General features: G+C 71.0%; 1 protein-coding gene. It reads left to right on the forward strand.

The annotated features are described in order from the left end of the window. Positions 1–259, forward strand: a 259-nt coding sequence (locus ACSNOK_RS34965) for a hypothetical protein (protein ID WP_436784726.1), incomplete at both ends; no start/stop codon positions are given.

The following is a 259-nucleotide window of genomic DNA, read 5'->3' on the forward strand; positions in this document are numbered from 1 at the left end:
TCTGCGAACTGGTCGCCGTGGTCGACTTCGACCCGTGGCTGCCCGAGGTGCTGCACCCCCGTCAGACTCGTCCCGGCGTCTTCAAGTACTTGACCCCGTGCAGCGAGTTCGAGGCCTGGCGCATGGTGCTGGACTCCCGCACCGGCCCGATCCTGGTGCCGGGGCGCGGGTCGGCGCGCATCCTGCTGGCCGTCTACGGCGCGTGCGTGCTCAGCGACGGCACCGACGAGCTGCAACTGCCCCGCGGACAGGCGGCGTT

This window comes from Streptomyces sp. URMC 126, from assembly GCF_051386555.1.
In the GTDB taxonomy this organism is placed as follows: domain Bacteria; phylum Actinomycetota; class Actinomycetes; order Streptomycetales; family Streptomycetaceae; genus Streptomyces.